This window comes from Georgfuchsia toluolica (assembly GCF_907163265.1).
In the GTDB taxonomy this organism is placed as follows: Bacteria; Pseudomonadota; Gammaproteobacteria; order Burkholderiales; family Rhodocyclaceae; genus Georgfuchsia; species Georgfuchsia toluolica.
In genome coordinates this window covers 1,470,998-1,488,160 of record NZ_CAJQUM010000001.1, presented here as the reverse complement: position 1 = coordinate 1,488,160, position 17,163 = coordinate 1,470,998, and the positions used below count along the sequence as shown (strand labels likewise).

Genomic DNA, 17,163 nt, shown 5'->3' with positions numbered 1-17,163 from the left:
TTTTCTCGCATGCGTATATCTTCTATCGGTTTACTTGGCATTTGCGTTGCAAAAAATAACCACCTGAGGAATTAACCAGGCAGTCATTATCTTGAGCTTGCTTACATTCTTTTACATTATTTATTACTAGCCAAGGTCGCCTGCTCTGTCAATGGGCTGTTCTACCTATGCTTTGAACTTTCGGGCATCACGCTGGAATGGCATGGGTTCAATAGCGGGCCTGTCTCACCGGGAGTCGTATCCCAGGCGAAAAAACGGAAGCCATAACGCTTCCATTTCTGGTGCTGCGCCGAGACGCATTAAGCATGCCCCCGGTTTTGGTGCCATCAACCGTTTCACATGGTCAGTGCTTCTTCTCCGCCAGTTTCTGCAACTCTTCAAGTTTCTTCGCGGTCGCCTTGTTCTGCTTGGCGACCACCTTCGTCTTGAGATTTTCGTAGACACTGCGGGCGAGGACGTTTTGGGTAACCAGATGGGCCTTGCTAAGGTAAGGTCGGCCGGCGATGATCTTGTCGGCTGCAGTGGCGTCGATGCCGGGGAGTTTCATCAACGCTTCCTTGCTCGCACTGTTGATATCAACCAGATTTTTCGGGGCAACCTTTGCGGCTTTGGCAGGAACAGCGGGCTTCTTGGCCTTGACTCCTGTTGTCTTGACAACGCTGGCAGCTTTCGCCCCCGAGCTATCCTCTGCCGCGTTCTCCACGGCCAGGGACAGGCTGGTGGTCAGCATCAGTGCTGCGGCGATCAGAACGGATGGGATGAAACTGTGTTTGTATTGCATGAAATTCTCCTGGGTTTTCTGGAAAAGGCTGGAATGGGAAAGATATAGCGAACGCCGCCATTGTTGTCAATGCGCACTATCAAAAAGAAACCGGAAGCGATGCGCTTCCGGTTGGGGTACTGCGCCGGAGACGGATTAACCGTTCTCCGGCCTTGTTGCTGTCATCGACTATTGCGCATGCATGGTCTTGATGTCGGCCAATTTGCCTGAAGCATGGCAAAGTGTGCATTGTTCGGCCTTGGCAAAGCCGCTGGTGCGAACACCGGTGCCAGTAACCGTAACGGTTGAAGCCCGCCTGACGATGGTGCCGCCATTCGACTCCATGTGCGATACGGCTAAACTGCTGTCATGGCAACCGAAGCAGGCAGAGGCGATCGGTGAGCTCACCAAGTTATCGGTTGAGTAATCACCAGGGCCGGCGCCATTCGTCGTTACCCAGGGTGAAAGATCAAGGCTCCCAGCCGTATGGGTCACGGCATTGGTATCCGTCGCCCACAGCAGATTGGGTACGGCAGCCGCATTTGCGGTCGCGCCGAAGTCATAACTGCCAGGAACGTGACAGGTTTCGCATTTTTTCAGCACGCCCGGATAGGTGACGTCACCAAAACCCTTCGGGTTTTCGGCGGTGGCCTGGTAGGTGAAATCCTGCGTCCGCTTCGAAGCGCCATGGATGCTGTGAATCATGTTTTTGGCCTGCAGACTCCAGCCGGTGGCGCCATGGCCAGCCGGGGTGTTCGCCGTATGGCAGATGGGGCAGCCTTCGCCATTGTTACGCGAGCCGCTGTGGAAGGACGGGTCGACACCCAGTTGTCCATGGCAGTTGTTGCATTTTGCATTACTGACAACGGAACGGCGGGCGGTGTAACCGGTCGCGGTCTTTATCGCAAACTGTGTCTCGCGCAGGCGCAGTCCTTTCGGATAATCGGCAAGGTTCAGTTGGACGAAACCGTTGTAATTGACGCCAAGCGCCGCGGTTACCAACTTCGCACCGGCCGGAAGAGCGGTGGCCAAGGTTGCCGTGTAATAGCCGTCCACATCGGGGCCGGTCTGGGTCCCTTTGCTTGCTATGCCGTCACGAAGATCGCTCACGCTGGCGCTAATGGAACCAGTCCAGTCGGCCGGACTTGCAACGCCATCCGTAGCAGCAGCGTAAACCACATAGATACTGGGCGACCCGGCAAGGTTGTTGATCAGATAGTCCTTGTCTTGATAGGTACAGGTTGCCGGGACTGTTGTGGCGCAGGCAGGCTTGGCGTTCAAGGTGACCGGTGCCATTGCTCCACCAGCTCCATCATCCTTCAGGATGCGATATACCACGGTGGCTTTATTGCTGGCCACGCTGGCCGACTTGATCTCGAGACCAATCTTGTAGGCGCCGGCTGGCATATTCAGCTGCGATGCCAGAGCGATATCAGGACCCATTCCGGCCGCGTAACCGACGGTAGGCGTGTCCACTGCAGTGTTCAGCGGGTAACCGCCACGGCCGCCATTGGAGCCCGTAGGATCGACCGTTACGTGATACATCGGAATATCAGCCGCACCATGGCAGAGCGCGCACTGAGAGTCGTCCGCCTTGGCACCGCCAACGTGGCCGGCGAATTCACCGTTCAAAGTCGTTCCGCCGCCGGTGGCAAAGTTGATGCCGTCATGGCAAGCGCCGCAGGCGAGGCGGCTGGGCACCATCTTCCAGTTGTCGCCGTTGGCGGTCTTGTTGACCGCAGTGGCCGAACCATCGTGGCACTTGACGCAGTTTGTAACCGGCTGCGGATAGGTAACCTCGTTGAATTTGCCTTCAGAGGAGTTATTAAAGTTGTAGCCCTGCTTGAGCAGCTTCTCACCCATGTGGATGTGATGCAGCATATTGGGGAGGTTGCCCAAGGCGCGACCATCGACGACGGCGGTGGTCTGGCGGGTGGTTCCGGTCAGGGTCATGCCGCCATCGGTACTGCTCGCTTCCTGGCTGAAGGAGTACCTGATCTGGTCGGTATGGCAGGTCACGCAATATTGCGGATCCTTGCGACTGCCGTGGGCCAGGACTTTCCCGGCGTGGCATCCGCTGCAGGAATCGATCTTGACGATATTGCGCGTGCTGGCCAGGGAGCCGCCATCGGGGCGGAAATCAAACACGGCGTTCGCGGTGTTAACCATATTCACGCTGGGAGTTACGGTCACGGCAGTGGGCGTGTTGGATCCGGTGCCGGGGGCAGCGCCGCCGAGCTGAATTCCCAGACGGTGGGTTAGGGTCGCATCGAAGCTCAAATCGCCCAGATCGGCCTTTTTATTAAGGCCGTTAGCTGTGTCTATCAGGGCCGCCGCAAGCGTTGCGACTTGCGTGGGATCGCGGTAGAAGGTGTATTGGTAGGTGCCATCACCGTTATCGACCAAGGTGCCTTGAGCATCCGTAGTGGGGAAAGTACCGCACCAGGTCGGAGCAGTGGCGGAATCGCAGGACGTTGTGGCAGCGATAGTCCCCGCCTTCTCGGCTACGGTTACCGGCCTGAGTACGTTATAGCTGACCCACTTGCTGGGGGCGCCGTTGGTGCCGGGTACCAACTTGGCCAGGGTGAAACCGAGGTTGGTCAAGCTGGCCACAGTGGCGGTGGCGCTTTGGGACTTGTTGCCCAGACCCACCACCGGATTGCCGGCGGCATCTTTCACCGTGAAATTGACGACGGGGGCGCTGGCGATGGTCACGCTTTGCACCGTGACCTGTGGTGCCAGTGCCGCCCAGGCCGCAGTTGAAGCCGAAGTAGGCGTAGCGGTGTTGCTGGCCACCGCGACTGTGGCAACCGCATCCTGGCCCGCTGGGCCTGCCGGACCCGCCGGACCCTGTGCCCCCGTTGCGCCGGGTGAGCCGTTGCTGCCATCATCGCCGCATCCAGCCAAAGTACCGGCTATCAGCATTACAAGACCCAATCGGATCAGTGTTTTAAACTTCATTTATTTCTCCCAATTAGAAGATAACTAAAAAACCCCGATACGATTCCGTAAGGAGTCGCACTGCTTAGATACTGCTGTTTCAAGAACCTGCGCTCGATTGCCAACCCTCAGTAATGCTGAATGTTTAACTGCGGATTTCATCCACTTGCGTTCGTTACTTCATGCTGATACAGCGTGTTCGCGGCGTAATGCAATGGAGGCAAGCTCGCATCCCCATTTATGCGCGCTTCGCTACCAGACAATCCGTAACTAGCGGTAACAAAATATACGGGCAACATAATGTGCCCTGTTTGACACAGATCAAGCGCTCTTGGCGCATAGCCTGAAATGCGGCGCATAACGACAGCTTTTATGATCTGGATCAACAAATGCTCTCCGTATCCGATGATTAAGGCTAATTGGAGTCTCTCGGCTGTCATCCAGGCTGTAATGCCGTCCCATTGCTGAGCGTGTTTGCATGCGTTGCAGTAAATAGCTTCTGGATTTCCCTGGAGTAATCGCCTATCGACCATGGCCGGCAGTCCATGTCGCGGTTGCACCCGGAGTAAACGAAAAAAACCCGGAAGCGTTGCCGCCTCCGGGTTTATTGGCACTTTGCCAAGGCACGGTCACCGTGCCCCGGCTGTTACCGTGACCAAACCTCGGCCACTTTATTACTCATGCATGGCCTTGATGTCGGCCACTTTGCCGGAACCATGGCAAAGCGTGCACTGCTCGGTCTTGGTAAATGTCATCGTCGACGCTGTGCCAATTGCCGGACGCGTTGCCGTCGAGGCGACGCTGGAGAACAACCGGACGATGGTGCCCCCGTTCGATTCCATGTGCGCGACAGCCAGACTGCTGTCGTGGCAGCCGAAGCAGGCAGAGGCAATCGGTGAAGTCACCAGATTGTTGGCGGAGTAGTTAATCTGCCCCGCGCCATTGATCGTCACCCAGGGCGAAAGGCCGATGGAAGGAAGCAGGGTGGGATTGCTCATGTCTCCCTTCGCATCCGTGGTCCACAACAGATTGGGCAGAGCAGCACTGTTCGCACTGGCACTGAAATCATAGGCGCCGGCCACGTGACAGGTCTCGCAGTTCTTCAGGATGCCCGGATAGGTGACTTCCGCGAAGCCGCCCGGATTCGCGGCGGTGGCTTCGTAGCTGAAATCCTGTTCGCGCTTGGCCGATCCGTGAATGGAGTGCACGAGGTTCTTGATGCCGACGTTCCAGCCGCCGCCGAAGCTGTTGGCTGCCCCGGTGTGGCCGGTCGCGTTGTTGGCGTTATGACAGATCGCGCAGCCTTCGCCGTTGTTGCGTGCGCCGCCATGGAAGGACGGGCTGACACCGAGCTGGCCATGGCAGTTGTTGCACTTGGCGTTGCTGACAATGGAGCGGCGAGCCGTGTAACCGTTCGCGAGCTTCATGACGAACTGCGGTTCGCGCAGCCGGATTCCATTGGGGAATTCCGGGTGACCCAGCTGGACGAAGCCTTGGTAGTTGATACCAATCGCGGCGGTGACCATCTTCGCCGCGTCAGGGATGGTGCCGCTCAGCGTCGCGCTGTAGAAGCCATCCGCGTCGGGGCCGGTCTGCAAAGCACCATCGCGCAGCGCCTTGACCGTCATATTGGTGCTGGCATTCCAGTCGGCCGGATTTGTAATGCCGTCTTGTGTGACCGCATAAGCCACATAAATGCTGGGCGTGCCATCGACGTTGTTCATCAGGAAGCCCGTGGCGTTCAGGGTGACCGGCAGTCCGTCTTTCAGGATGCGATAGACGACTGTGGCTTTCTTGGCGCCGGCGGCACCAGCGACGGTGACCTGCTTGATCTCGAAATTCATCTTGAAGACGCCAGCCGGCAGATTGCCGAGCTGGGACGCCAGCGGAATCGTAGGACCTTGTCCGGAGGGGAAACCCGGCGTGGGCGTGTCCAATGCGGTGTTTGCCGGGTATCCGGCACGACCACTCGAACCTTCAGGATCGACCGTCACGTGGTAAATCGTCGCGATCGAAGTGGCATCGTGGCACAGCGCGCACTGAGAGTCGTCCGCCTTGGCGCCGCCGACGTGGCCGGCGAATTCACCGTTCAAAGTCGTTCCGCCGCCTGTAGCAAAGTTGATACCGTCGTGGCAGGCACCGCAAACGAGGCGATTGGGCACGTTCTTCCAGTTGTCGCCATTGGCGGTCTTGGCGTTGGAGGTCGCCGATCCATCGTGGCACTTGACGCAGTTCTTGATGTCCTGCGGATAGGTGATTTCGTTGAACAGGATATTGGCGTAGTTGTACCCGTCCTTGCTCAAATGGTGACTCATATGGAGTTTATGGACGTAGTTGGGGAAGTCGCCGACTGCATTGCCGCCGATCCGGTAGGTGCTGCCGGAAAAGCCGGTTGCCGTGGTCGTGGCTTCGGTACGGCCGTACTTGCGCTGGTCGGTGTGGCAGACCACGCAGTATTTCGTTTCAACACGGCCACCGCCGTGTAGCGCCAGCTTGCCGTGGCATTCATTGCACTTGGCCGTAGCAACGATGTCGCGCGAAGGATCGGTAGCGGCTACCGGGCCGGTGGCGGGAATGAAGTCATAGATCGCGTTGGCCGGATTCTCCATGGCGACGCTAGGGGTCACGGTAACGCCATTGGGGGTGTTGCTGCCGGTGCCGGGTGCGTTGCCGGAAAGCTGGATCACCAAGCGGTGAACCGCGTTCGCATTATAGGTCAGATCGCCCAGATCCGCGGCGACGTTGGGCGCGGTCAGCGTGGCTGCCGCAACTTCGTCCTTGATCTTGGTGATGTCGCGATAGAAGGTGTAGGTGTAGCTGCCATTCCCGTTATCGACCAGCGTACCGGTGTTGTCGGAACTGGGCCGGGTCGGGACCGAGGCGGTAATGGCGCCGGTGGTCGCATTCTTGGTCGGCACCGTGGTCACGATGTAGCTAACCCACTTGCTGGGAGCGCCGCTAGTACCGGGAACCAGTTTGGCCAGGGCGAAAGCCAGATTGGGATAGCTGGGAACTGTGGCGGTCGCGCTTTGCGATGTGTTGCCCAGACCCACCACCGGATTGCCGGCGGCATCTTTCACCGTGAAATTGACGACGGGGGCGCTGGCGATGGTCACGCTTTGCACCGTGACCTGTGGTGCCAGTGCCGCCCAGGCCGCAGTTGAAGCCGAAGTAGGCGTAGCGGTGTTGCTGGCCACCGCGACTGTGGCAACCGCATCCTGGCCCGCTGGGCCTGCCGGACCCGCCGGACCCTGTGCCCCCGTTGCGCCGGGTGAGCCGTTGCTGCCATCATCGCCGCATCCAGCCAAAGTACCGGCTATCAGCATTACAAGACCCAATCGGATCAGTGTTATAAACTTCATTTATTTCTCCTAATTAGAGATAACTCCAAAACGTCACCACGGTTCCTAAGGAGCCGCATTTGCATTTGCATTTGTTTAGGTACTGCCATTCCCCGAAACTGCCTTCTGACTTGCCAATCTCCTGTTAATGCTAAAGTTATTAATTAATAAAAGCGCCATCACATGCCAGTAATAAAACGTTACAAAGGATACTAGTAACCATAATTTCTTTATTGACATGGATCAAAGCTGATACAGATCAAACAGATGATCAAAACCCTCCCGGTATGCCGCGGCCTCCGAGTTTTTATAGTCCGTCAGTCTTTGATTGTGTGATTATGCGAACGGAATCACGCTTTCGATTCCGCTATTTGAGTTGTAGTGCGAAGCTTCCATCGCCACGTTCGACGGCGATCATTCGCAACAGCGGCGCGAGCTGTTGCTGGTGCTGCGGTGGAATGTGGGCAGTGCCCGAAAACGCGAGATTGCCCCCACCGTACCATGAACCTTCGCCGTCGAGCTGCAATGGTCCCTGAACCGTGCGCAGCGACGTTCGTACCGTGGCGCCGTCACCATCGAGTCGCAGTTCATAGTCGCCCAGAGGCGAGACTCGTGTAAACGCCGATCCTGCGCCGCGCCATTGCAGTGTGGCGTTGCCCTGGATCGAGTCGCGCCCGAAGGTAAGCCGTGCAATGTGCAACAGCATGTCGCCAGTGAGTCCGAGCGGGGCCAGCTTGGGTATGCCAAGGCCGAGTGCGGCGGCGGGCAAGTCGATGTCGGCATCCTCTACTTCGATCCGTGACGGCGTAATCGTCACTGGAAAATGCCGGGGCGCACGATCCAGTGTGACTTCATACCGGAGTTTTCCGCGCAGCAGATACGCGGGTCGGATTTTCCAGGCGATGCTCTTTGCGATTCCGCTACGGCGGTTTACATCGAGGATCTCGATCTGTCCCGTCCCCGACCATAACGTACCGCTGGCTTCAGCGAGACGCAGCGCGCCTGCACTGGCTTGTGCCAGGCGTGCGTCGATCAGGGTCGACGGCGCGGTGGCGATCAGTCCAAGCGCAAAGACAGCAAGCCCAAGGCCAATCAGTAGCCAGCGGCTCACTGTGCTTTGGCGCGGGTGAAGGTGGCGGTTATGCTCACCAATCCCGGCGTGGTCAGGGCCTCAATGCGGCTGGTGTCAAGCCGGATGCGCTGCTCCTGCAGGGTTGCGACCCAGGCCAGCCAGTCGGCGAAAGGCACCGACCCGAATACCACTTGCACCTGATCGGCCCCTCTGGCATCGATGCGCAGCAGCGCGCGCCCGAGTCCGGTGGCATTGGCCTGAGACTGTATTTGCGTACGCAGGTCGGACTGCGGCGTGGGAGGTGAAGGCATAGCGCGCACGCGGGCGAGTTCGTTTGCATCGGATTCCAGACGCAGCGCCTGTGCACGCAGAACGGATACCGATGCTCCCAGTTGGGTTCGAGCCTGGTTCGCCGACTGCACCAGCAACAGGTACAGCATGGCTCCCACAACCACGGCCAGCGTGACGATGATCACCCGGTCGCGCGGCGAGCGTGATTCCCACAGCTTCTGCAGCCGCGCCTTCATGATGCGCGCACCGTGATAACTACTTTTCCACCAGGCGCAGCCTGAACACCCTGGTCGACGCGCAAGCCGGATTGGAGCAGACGCGCCACGATGCTGCGAATGCCATCGTTCTGCACACCAGCAAGTTCGAGCGTCATGCGTCCGCTCTCGTAGGAGGCGATGCGCAGTCCGCCTGGTGGTACCTGTCTCAATGCTGCTGCCACGTTGCTTATCATCGGTAGAAAGTCACCACTGTCAGGTTGCCCGACGGCATGTCGTGCCTCGGCCAGGTTGCGCCGCATTTGCAGCGCCGGATCCGCTATCGCGACGGCTTGCGGGAAGGAAGCGCGGAAACGCGATTCCATGCGTGTGCGCAAGTTGCGCTGCTCGCTGGCGAGGCGAGTCCAGTCCGCGACCAGCGCCAGTGAATGTATGGCCAAGACTGCAGTCATGATCCATGCCGCTGGGCGCAGACGGGCGAGAGTATCGGGTGGCAGGCGCCAGCGTATGCGCTCCTTCATCAGACTGACGCCGGCTTCGGGTGGCGCCGAGCGCCAGTCCCAGGGTTCGGCAGTGCGCAGGGCGACGCCGAGCGCGCGTTGCCATGCGTCGATTTTGAGTGGCGCATCGGGTACAGTCGCGTACACCGCGATCGATGAAGGAGCCTCGCCACGGGCCTTCACTTCGTCGAGCATCAGGCGCAGTGACAGCGGGGGGGATGCCGAGTCGCCGCGATCGGTCGCGCCGCCTTCGAGATCGGAGGTGCGCACGAATCCCTCGTGACCGTTCCAGGCGAGGCTCCATTCGCCTTCCATCCGCGGCAGCATCAAGGTTTCGCAGTGCACTTCGTAGCCGCGGATACCAACGGCGTCGAGTGCGTCGTGCCAGGCCTTGAGGCCCTGCTGGTCGGCGACGGCGAGCACATCGGCATCACCTGCGGAGCCGAGCCAGCTTACCTGATTGGCATCGGGGTCGCCGACGATTTCCTCTTCCACGGCATAGGCGAGCATCGCCCCGGTGCGGCGCTTGGCCGATTGCGGCAGGCGCGCCCGGGTGATCAGGACATCGGCGGCGGGAAGCACCAGTTGCACGCGTTCGGCGCGCTGCGGCAGTTGCGCCAGCGATCCTTCGCCAACGACCGCTTCGCGGCCGTCGCCGACCAGCGCCCATTGACAACGTTGTGGCGCCTCGCGCAATAAACCGTAAATTCGAAGCAAACTCATAGCGTAGCCTTGCTAAAGGTGTTCATTGCCATTGTATTGGAATGTGGGCCGGTGCGGCCTCTACTCCGCATCCCGACCGTATCATAGATATTTGCGCCATACGATATCAGGCCAGTTGGGGGTTTGGCGCGAGAACAGGGCCTTGCCGCGCGCCGAAGCGCCGCCGATAGTCACGCGCAGTGTCGCCATGAAGTAATCGCTGCTCACGCTGATGCCGCCGGATGCCGCTTCCGCGCCGCGCGGAAGGCGTGCGATGAATTCGTCGCTGCCGCGAAAATATGTCCGTTCCCGTTGCGAGACCAAAAGCTGGGCGCTACCAAGGTCGAGGCCATCGATTACTGCGGCGATCACTTCGGCGGGGGCGGTATTCACATTGACGGCAGTGGTCTTGGGCAGCGCCGTTATGTAAGGGCGCAGGCGGGTGCGCACATTGTCGTCGAAGCCACGTACCAGCGCCAGTTCATCCACGTCGATGAGCGGCTGGTCGGCGGCGAGGTAGGGTGGATCCAGGGCAAGGTAGTATTCGTCCTCGGCCCCATCCTGCGGCTGTGGCTGGCTGTCGGCGTCGATCCAGTCGGCAAGCGCGCCTGCGAGTTCGGCCGGCAAGCCCAGGATCGACAGCAGTTTGCTGAAGTGCGCGAGCTGCACCACATTGATCTTTCCTCCCGTTACCAGATTATTGATATTGAATTTTCCCTGCTGATCCTCGATCAGGCCAAGCAGTTCGCCGTTTTCGACCGACATCGGCGGTAGTTTCAACGCCCAGGGTTCGCCCAGATGGTCGACATTGCTTATGCGACGGTCATCGTAGAGTATGGCGCGCGCCCAGTCTGCGCCAGCCAGCAGTACGGAACGTGCCTGGATGTGGTCAGTCGTCAGTTCGACCTGGCGCGCCCATGTGCTCTGCGAAACCATGATCGCCACTGCTGCCATGGCGGCAAGCGCAACCACGCCCATGGCGAGCACGATGGCGACGCCACGCTGTTGGATTTTCATGATTGCAGCACGAATATGCGCACGATTTCTTCGTCCGTGGCGAGCACGATGCGCAGGCGCACTGCGCGCGGAATTGGCTTGTCGGTCGGCGCCGTGGGCCAGGCGTTGACCCAGAGCAGGGCAGGATTAAGGTACTGTAATTCGAAGGTCTTCACTCCGGCCAGTACCGGATAGTGCTGGGGTTGTGCGTCGGGTGCGACATCCAGTCCAGGCCACAACCACAACTCGATCTCGTTTTTTTCGTTGAGCCGATAGGCGATCCTGCGTGCCGTGTCGATGCCGTCAGCCGAAGCGAAGTGGCTGAATTCCAGGCTCGCCGCAACCGTTTCCGCCGCTGGTGTGCCCAGCCATGCTGGCGCGAGTCTGTCGCCGCTGCGTACTGGACGTGGCGCTGCCAGTTCCACGTCGCGCTCGAAGCGCCCGTAAAACGCTGCCACGCGCTGCCATTTGTCGGTTTCCCGCTTGACGTGTTCGCGCGCGTCGAGTACCGCTCCCAGCCCGCGGTAGGACATCAACGCGAGCAGCGACAGTACCAGCAGCGCGACCATTACCTCGATCAGGGTGAAACCGCGTGCGGTTTTCATTTGCCTGATCCCGGCGCATTGACGATGAACCCGGTGAGGTGCGCCAAAGCATGCGCCTCTTCGGCCGTCGCAAATACCTGTACCTCGACGCGGCGGAAGGCGGCGTTCGGAGTGGCGATGATTTCCTCGCGCCAGGCGAAGTCGAGGTTGCCTTGACGCGCGGTGCCGCGCAGCATCCCCGGCGGCAGCCAGTCAGCGCGTGCGCGGTGCTCGGCCAGCAGGTTTTCCGCAATCCAGCCGGCGAGCAGGCGTGAGCGCAGTTCGGCCACGTTGTTCGTGCCCTGGCCGGCGGCGCGCAGTGCCGCCATCAGCGCGATCGAGACGATGGCCAGCGCGACCAGCACTTCGACCAGGGTGAACCCTTTGCCGCTAGCGCAGCGCCACTTGGCCATTCTCTGGGCCTTCTCCTGGTACTGCTACGCGCACGTCGCCGACCGGAGAGCCAGTGACGGCAATATGTTCCTTGCCCAGTGCCATGCCGATGGTGAATGCCAGTGACGACCCCTGCGGAGTAAATTCCAGACGCATGGCTCCCTGCGGCTTCATGTTCTCCACGCGAAAATCGGAAACCATCATGCCTTGCGGCAGGGTCAACGCGCGCAACAGATCGCTGTCGCGAATTTCAGACCAGGTGCCGTCGTCATCCAGGCGCCAGAAGCGGTAGCCCGATTCGTCGGCGGTCCAGGCGATGGATTTCCCCGTGAGCCGCGCTTCCGTGGCGGCAAAATCCAGAAGCTGCGCCATGCGGTCCGCTTCGAGTTTCAATATGGCGCGATCATCGGGCTGTGTGATGGCGCTGACCAGGCCGATGAACAGGCCCATGATCATCAGCACCACGAGCATCTCGATCAGCGTGAAGCCCCGGCTTGGCGCCGAGATAATCGCGCGGCTCATTGCCGCCGGCCTAGAGTTCCCAGGAACCGATGTCGGTGTCATTACCCTCGCCACCGGACGCGCCATCGGCGCCGTAGCTGAAAACATCGATCTCGCCATGCACGCCGGGATTGAGGAACTGATAGGGATTGCCCCAGGGATCTTTCGGCAGGCGCTCGACATATCCGCCCGACTTCCAGTTGAGCGGGATCGGCGAGGTCTCCGGCTTGACCACCAGCGCCTGCAACCCCTGGTCTGTCGTCGGGTAGCGCTGATTGTCCAGGCGGTAGAGTTTGAGCGCCTGCATCAGGCTCGCGATGTCCTGTTTCGCTGCAATCACCCGCGCCTCATCCGGACGGCTGATAATCTTTGGTACCACCAGGGCGGCGAGAATGCCGAGAATGACGACGACTACCATTACTTCGAGCAAGGTGAAACCACGTTGCCTGCGTACATCGATCAGCATCGCTAAATTATCCCTTTCAACAATTGATGCTCCCCTCTCTTGGGGGCAATAACATCAATTATAATGCTTCGATAGACGTAACCGGCGGTCCCAGCAGTCCATTCCTAATATATGATGTGCCAATTCATGCATTCAGCCGATTACCGCCCTTGGCCCGTTTTTAGGCGCACGTATGATAATTAACGAGGATTGAGGAAGAATGCAGGCGCTCTCTTTGGGTCGATCCAGTCTTGCGCAAACGGCTCTCGTTTCCTCACTGACTTTGGTCGCGCTCGCGCTGCTCGGCGTCGTGCTCGCTTACTGGACCTGGGAGTGGTTTGCGCCGCGTGCCGAACCGCGCATCGAGGCGAGCGCGGTGCAAAGTGGCAGTGTAGCGGCCGCCGCAGCCATTTTTGGCAACGTGCCACGCAATCAGGAGACTGCTGCGCCCACCGGTATTGCGATCAAGCTGCTCGGCGTAGTGGCCGCCTCACCCGGCCGGCGCGGTTATGCGATCGTGCAATTGGAAGCGAAGCAGATTCTGGCGGTGCAGGAGGGCGAGGAGATTGCTCCCGGCATTCGCCTTGCCGAAGTTCACGCAGCTAACGTCATCCTGGAACGCAATGGCTTGCGCGAAACGCTTGCATTGCCGGAGAAGAAAACCTCCGCGTCCCCTGCACCGCAAGCCGCGGCATACGCTGTCGGACGACCTACGGAGTCCGCTGTTCCACAACCACAAGTTACAGAACCTGTTGCTCCTCAAGTCATACGACCGGCTAATCGGCGAGGCAGGAGATCCTCTCGTCAACAAAATGACAGTGATTGAAACCCATGATTTTCAGATAATGTCGCCATCGGTTTTTTACGGCGCAGCCAAGGATCATCTATGAAGCATTACTGGTTACGAACTGGTTTTTTGTGGCTCGCCATCGCAGTTGCAAGCGGGCAGGCGTGGGCTGATGACACGGCACCTGCCGAAAATCCTCCTGCCAAGGCGGCTGCGCGTCCGAGTGGCCCCGATATGGTTACGCTCAACTTCGTCAATGCGGACATCGAAGGCGTGGTGAAGGCGGTGAGCGAAATCACCAGGAAGAACTTTGTTCTCGATCCGCGCGTCAAGGGCACGGTCAGCATCGTCTCGGCCAGGCCGATGTCGCGGTCGCAGGTCTATCAGGTGTTCCTGTCGTCGATACGGGTGCAGGGCTTTACCGCGGTGGAACAAAGGGGCATGGTCCTGATCGTTCCGGAGGGAGATGCCAAACTGTACGCTGACTCGCCGGACAATGCGCGTGCGGCGGGGGATGTCGTCAGGACGCAGGTGTTCAGGCTGCAACACGAATCGGCGACGCAACTCGTGACGGTATTGCGCCCGTTGATCGCTCCCAACAATTCGATCACTGCCAACCAGAGCAGCAATACGCTGGTGGTTACCGACTATGCGAGCAACCTGCAGCGTATCGAAAAAATCGTTGCATCCATAGACCAGCCCGCCGATTCCGATTCAATCATGATTCCGCTCAAGTACGCCTCGGCGCTGGACGTCGCACAGACCATCAGTCGCTTGCTCGCCGATCCGGGGCAGACAGCGGACCCGACCAATCGTTTTACGGTAGCCGCGGACGCGCGCTCGAACAGCCTGCTGGCCCGCGCCGGCGATCCGTCGCGCTTGCGGCGGGTGCGCGAGTTGGTGGCGATGCTGGATACTCCCACCAGCGCCAGCGGTAATATTCACGTGATCTACCTGAAGAACGCGCAAGCGGTGAAACTGGCGGAGGTCTTGCGTGCGATCCACAGCGGTGAATCCAGCGGTGCGCAATTGGCCGCGCCGGCGGCGGCTGTGCCGGGGCAGGCGCCGGTAGCGGCGCAGAGCGGCGGGATGGCATCCGGCATTATCCAGGCCGATGCGGCCACCAATTCGATCATCATTACCGCTCCCGACGCGATCTACAATAATCTACGCGCTGCGGTGGAGAAACTCGATGTGCGCCGCGCTCAGGTCTATATCGAAGCGTTGATTGCCGAAGTCACCTCCGACAAGGCAGCGGAGCTGGGCGTTCAATGGCAGAGCCTATCCGGCCTTGGCAAGAACGGCACGCAGGCGTTTGGTGGCACTAATTTTAGCAATACAGGTGGGAACATAATTGATCTTTCCGGTACTGCTATGAAAAATGGGCTGTCATCATCAGATGTCGGAAATGGGCTAAATATCGGCGTGTTAAGGGGGACGGTCACGATTCCGGGCACGGATATCCAGATACTTAACCTCGGTGCGCTGATCCATGCGGTAGCATCGGATTCAAGCACCAATATCCTCTCCACGCCGACGTTGCTGACCCTCGATAACGAGGAGGCAAAAATTGTGGTCGGGCAGAACGTACCTTTTGTTACCGGAAACTATACAAACACCGGCGCGGGTACTGGCGTGGCTAACCCGTTTCAGACCGTTGAGCGCAAGGATGTTGGCCTGATGCTGAAGATCAAGCCGCAGATTTCCGAGGGTGGCGTGGTGCGGCTGCAAATTTCCGAGGAGGTTTCCAGCGTGCAGGATCTCAACAAGGACGGCGGGGGCATCATTACCAATAAACGCTCGGTCGATTCGACGGTGCTGGTCGACGACGGCAAGATCATCGTGATCGGCGGCCTGATGCAGGACTCGGTCACCGATGGCGCGAGTAAGGTTCCGTTCCTGGGCGACATCCCCTTGCTCGGCAATCTGTTCAAATCCAGCAAGCGCGAGCGCAACAAGACCAACCTCATGGTATTCCTGCGGCCGACGTTGCTGCGCAGCGAGGAGAGCGCCAATTCGATCAGTGGCGACCGTTACGACTATATTCTGGGTGAGCAGGCCAAGGCCGTACCCGGGTCCGCCATTCTTCCCGATTTCGGATCGCCCCGTCTGCCGCCGCGCCCGAGTTTGCCAGCGCCTAAAGCGGACAAACCCGCCACGCCGCAATGAGCAAACCGGCCGTTCCCTACGCCTTCGCCAAGGCCAAAGGCGTCGTCGTTACTGGTGTTGACGATGAAATGGCGCATGTGGCAGTGCGCAGCGGCGCACGCGCTACTGCGCTCGCCGAAGTGCGCCGCGCGCTGGGTGTGCCGCTACAGGCCAGGCGTATCGATGCCGACGAGTTCGATGAGGTGATCTCGGCCCTCTACAACACCGCCGATACCGGCGCCGCTGCGCTCGCCGACGACATCGCGCAGGACCTGGATCTGTCGCGGCTGTTGCAGGAAATTCCCAAGGTCGAGGACCTGCTCGAAAGCCAGAACGACGCGCCGCTGATCCGTCTGATCAATGCGTTGTTCACTCAGGCGCTGCGCGACGGCGCCTCCGACATCCATATCGAACCCTTTGAAACGCGCTCGGTAGTGCGGCTGCGGATCGATGGAACATTGCGCGATCTGATCGAGCCGGCGCGCGCGCTGCATGGCGCGCTTGTCTCGCGCGTCAAGATCATGGCGCAACTCGACATTGCCGAAAAACGTTTGCCGCAGGACGGGCGCATCACGCTGCGGGTGGCGGGAAAGCCGATCGATGTCCGGGTGTCGACAATTCCGACCGGTCATGGCGAGCGTGTGGTGCTGCGCCTGCTGGACAAGCAGGCAGGGCGGTTGGACCTTTTCAAGCTGGGGATGGACGCCACAACGCTGGCGACCATGGACAAGCTCATCAGTTCACCGCATGGCATTGTCCTCGTTACCGGTCCCACCGGGTCGGGCAAGACCACGACGCTTTACGCCGCCCTTTCGCGCCTGGATCCGAAGGCGCTCAACATCATGACGGTGGAGGATCCGATCGAGTACGACCTCGACGGCATCAGCCAGACCCAGATCAACGCCCGCATCGACATGAGCTTCGCGCGTGCGCTGCGTACCATCCTGCGCCAGGATCCCGATGTCGTCATGATCGGCGAAATCCGCGATCTGGAGACTGCGCAGATCGCTGTGCAGGCGAGCCTGACCGGCCACCTGGTGTTCGCCACGCTGCATACCAACGATTCGGTGAGCGCCGTCACGCGGCTGGTCGACATGGGCGTGGAACCGTTTCTGCTCGCCACCAGCCTGATCGGCGTGGTAGCACAGCGGTTGGTGCGCCGCCTTTGCCCGGAATGCCGCAAACCGTTTACGACGGATGGGGCGCAGCTGAAGGCGCTCGGATTCGCACCTATGCCAGGAAGTTTCTACACTGCGCAAGGCTGCCCCGCCTGCAACAACTCGGGTTATCGCGGCCGTACCGGCATATATGAACTGCTTACCGTCGACGACACGCTGCGCCGGTTGATCCATGACCGTGCTTCAGAGCAGGCCTTGCGTGACCACGCTATTGCACATGGCATGCGCTCACTGCGTGACGACGGCATGCGCTGGGCCACTCTGGGCGAGATCAGCCTGGACGAGGTGGTGCGCGTGACGCGCGAATAGC

14 protein-coding genes are annotated in these 17,163 nt (G+C 59.8%); 3 read left to right on the top strand and 11 right to left on the bottom strand.

Translation table 11 applies throughout. The features are described 5' to 3' along the window. Positions 1 to 343: 343 nt before the first annotated feature. The 11 genes from K5E80_RS07015 to gspG form a co-directional block, all read right to left on the bottom strand. Entirely contained in the window at positions 344 to 781 is a 438-nt protein-coding gene (locus K5E80_RS07015) for a helix-hairpin-helix domain-containing protein (RefSeq protein WP_220635481.1), read from the bottom strand. A 168-nt stretch (positions 782 to 949) separates the two neighbouring features. Then, entirely contained in the window at positions 950 to 3,721 is a 2,772-nt protein-coding gene (locus tag K5E80_RS07010) for an OmcA/MtrC family decaheme c-type cytochrome (RefSeq protein WP_220635480.1), read from the bottom strand. A 653-nt stretch (positions 3,722 to 4,374) separates the two neighbouring features. Further along, a complete protein-coding gene (locus tag K5E80_RS07005; RefSeq protein WP_220635479.1) occupies positions 4,375 to 7,062 on the bottom strand; it encodes an OmcA/MtrC family decaheme c-type cytochrome in 2,688 nt (895 codons plus the stop codon). 346 nt (positions 7,063 to 7,408) lie between these two features. Beyond that, positions 7,409 to 8,152, bottom strand: a complete 744-nt coding sequence (locus tag K5E80_RS07000) for a type II secretion system protein N (RefSeq protein WP_220635478.1) — start codon at positions 8,150 to 8,152, stop codon at positions 7,409 to 7,411. Continuing rightward, positions 8,149 to 8,640, bottom strand: a complete 492-nt coding sequence (locus K5E80_RS06995; protein WP_220635477.1) for a type II secretion system protein M — start codon at positions 8,638 to 8,640, stop codon at positions 8,149 to 8,151. The genes K5E80_RS07000 and K5E80_RS06995 overlap by 4 nt, the downstream gene beginning before the upstream one ends. After that, positions 8,637 to 9,842 carry a type II secretion system protein GspL gene (gene gspL / locus K5E80_RS06990; protein ID WP_220635476.1) on the bottom strand — a complete coding sequence of 402 codons (1,206 nt, stop codon included), beginning with the start codon at positions 9,840 to 9,842 and terminating at the stop codon, positions 8,637 to 8,639. The genes K5E80_RS06995 and gspL overlap by 4 nt, the downstream gene beginning before the upstream one ends. Positions 9,843 to 9,923: 81 nt before the next feature. Continuing rightward, positions 9,924 to 10,838, bottom strand: a complete 915-nt coding sequence (gene gspK / locus K5E80_RS06985; protein WP_220635475.1) for a type II secretion system minor pseudopilin GspK — start codon at positions 10,836 to 10,838, stop codon at positions 9,924 to 9,926. Then, on the bottom strand, positions 10,835 to 11,422 hold the full coding sequence (locus K5E80_RS06980; protein WP_220635474.1) for a type II secretion system protein GspJ: 588 nt from the start codon (positions 11,420 to 11,422) through the stop codon (positions 10,835 to 10,837). Before K5E80_RS06980 ends, gspK begins: the two co-directional genes overlap by 4 nt. Next, a complete protein-coding gene (gene gspI, locus K5E80_RS06975) occupies positions 11,419 to 11,814 on the bottom strand; it encodes a type II secretion system minor pseudopilin GspI (RefSeq protein ID WP_220635473.1) in 396 nt (131 codons plus the stop codon). The genes K5E80_RS06980 and gspI overlap by 4 nt, the downstream gene beginning before the upstream one ends. Then, positions 11,792 to 12,316 (bottom strand): GspH/FimT family pseudopilin, encoded by a 525-nt coding sequence (locus K5E80_RS06970; protein WP_220635472.1) that lies wholly within the window; start codon positions 12,314 to 12,316, stop codon positions 11,792 to 11,794. Before K5E80_RS06970 ends, gspI begins: the two co-directional genes overlap by 23 nt. Positions 12,317 to 12,326: 10 nt before the next feature. Continuing rightward, complete coding sequence (gene gspG / locus K5E80_RS06965) at positions 12,327 to 12,761, bottom strand: type II secretion system major pseudopilin GspG (protein WP_220635471.1); 435 nt, start codon at positions 12,759 to 12,761, stop codon at positions 12,327 to 12,329. 199 nt (positions 12,762 to 12,960) lie between these two features. On the opposite strand from gspG, the gene K5E80_RS06960 reads away from it, so the two are divergent. Genes K5E80_RS06960 through gspE form a run of 3 tightly spaced genes read left to right on the top strand, consistent with a single transcriptional unit; the run spans position 12,961 to position 17,162 of the window. After that, positions 12,961 to 13,566: a type II secretion system protein N gene (locus K5E80_RS06960; RefSeq protein ID WP_220635470.1), complete on the top strand. Its 606-nt coding sequence runs from the start codon at positions 12,961 to 12,963 to the stop codon at positions 13,564 to 13,566. A 60-nt stretch (positions 13,567 to 13,626) separates the two neighbouring features. Beyond that, complete coding sequence (gspD, locus tag K5E80_RS06955) at positions 13,627 to 15,696, top strand: type II secretion system secretin GspD (RefSeq protein ID WP_220635469.1); 2,070 nt, start codon at positions 13,627 to 13,629, stop codon at positions 15,694 to 15,696. Further along, complete coding sequence (gene gspE, locus K5E80_RS06950; RefSeq protein ID WP_220635468.1) at positions 15,693 to 17,162, top strand: type II secretion system ATPase GspE; 1,470 nt, start codon at positions 15,693 to 15,695, stop codon at positions 17,160 to 17,162. The genes gspD and gspE overlap by 4 nt, the downstream gene beginning before the upstream one ends. Position 17,163 lies beyond the last annotated feature (1 nt).